The sequence below is a fragment of the Neobacillus drentensis genome (assembly GCF_036966985.1).
In the GTDB taxonomy this organism is placed as follows: domain Bacteria; phylum Bacillota; class Bacilli; order Bacillales; family Cytobacillaceae; genus Neobacillus; species Neobacillus drentensis_E.
Genome location: NZ_JBALSN010000039.1, coordinates 16525 through 17422 on the forward strand (window position 1 = coordinate 16525; position 898 = coordinate 17422).

2 protein-coding genes are annotated in these 898 nt (G+C 36.1%); both read left to right on the top strand.

Annotated elements, in window-relative coordinates:
- Positions 1 to 7 precede the first annotated feature (7 nt).
- Positions 8 to 136: an aspartyl-phosphate phosphatase Spo0E family protein gene (locus V7659_RS02810; RefSeq protein WP_335537980.1), complete on the top strand. Its 129-nt coding sequence runs from the start codon at positions 8 to 10 to the stop codon at positions 134 to 136.
- Between the two features lie 120 nt (positions 137 to 256).
- Positions 257 to 880 (top strand): LysE family transporter, encoded by a 624-nt coding sequence (locus V7659_RS02815; RefSeq protein ID WP_283875665.1) that lies wholly within the window; start codon positions 257 to 259, stop codon positions 878 to 880.
- Positions 881 to 898: the final 18 nt, after the last annotated feature.

An 898-nucleotide genomic window follows, 5' to 3' on the forward strand; every position in this document is an offset into this window, starting at 1 on the left:
ATCAAATATTGAAAAAACAAGGGTTGAAATGGTTGAATTAGCTCATCGTTACGGTTACTCTAATCCTTATGTAGTCCAATGCAGTCAGAAGCTCGATTCTCTTTTAAATGTCTATAATAAATTTGAAAAGCAATAATGTAAGTAAGTATAGAAACCTTCCGATGACCGGAAGGTTTTATTTTTTTGTGGTACAAACCTATTTCTCTGAATAAAAATTATAGACAGGCTTCTACTTATTTATTAGGGAGAGATATGGATGAATGTATTTTTGAGCTATATACTTTTAGGATTATCGCTGGCTGCTCCGATTGGTCCGATTAATGCAGCGCAGATTGACAGAGGCATAAGGAATGGATTTATGAATTCGTGGCTTATTGGAGTCGGGGCTGTTATTGCAGATGGCGTGTATATGCTTGTAGTTTATATAGGAGTTGTCCAGTTTCTTGAAACAGCATTTATGCAAACGTTTCTTTGGTTTTTTGGTTGTTTTGTCCTGATGTATACAGGAATAGAAACCTTCATGAACGCGGGAAAAATTAATTTAGAGCAATCCAGAGGTAAGGAACCACTGATAAAATCATTCTTCTCAGGATTTCTTATGTCAATTTCTAATCCCTTAACGATTCTATTTTGGTTAGGGATTTATGGGTCCGTCCTTGCAAAAACAGCTGCATCCTCAAATCCGACTCAATTAGTTCTTTACAGCTGTGCGATTTTTATTGGGCTGTTGATTTGGGATATTGCCATGGCAAGTGTATCAAGCAGTTTTCGTAAATTCTTAACTCCCCGCTTACTTGTAGGTATATCTTGCCTGTCCGGTCTTTCATTGATTGGATTTGGGATATATTTTGGAATGCAAGCTTTTAATAATTTATTTTAGAGGCTGTGTTAAACTTGT

Bases quoted from the DNA above. Each gene is read 5' to 3' on its own strand.
- V7659_RS02815 (WP_283875665.1), top strand. From the start codon at position 257: ATGAATGTATTTTTGAGCTATATACTTTTAGGATTATCGCTGGCTGCT.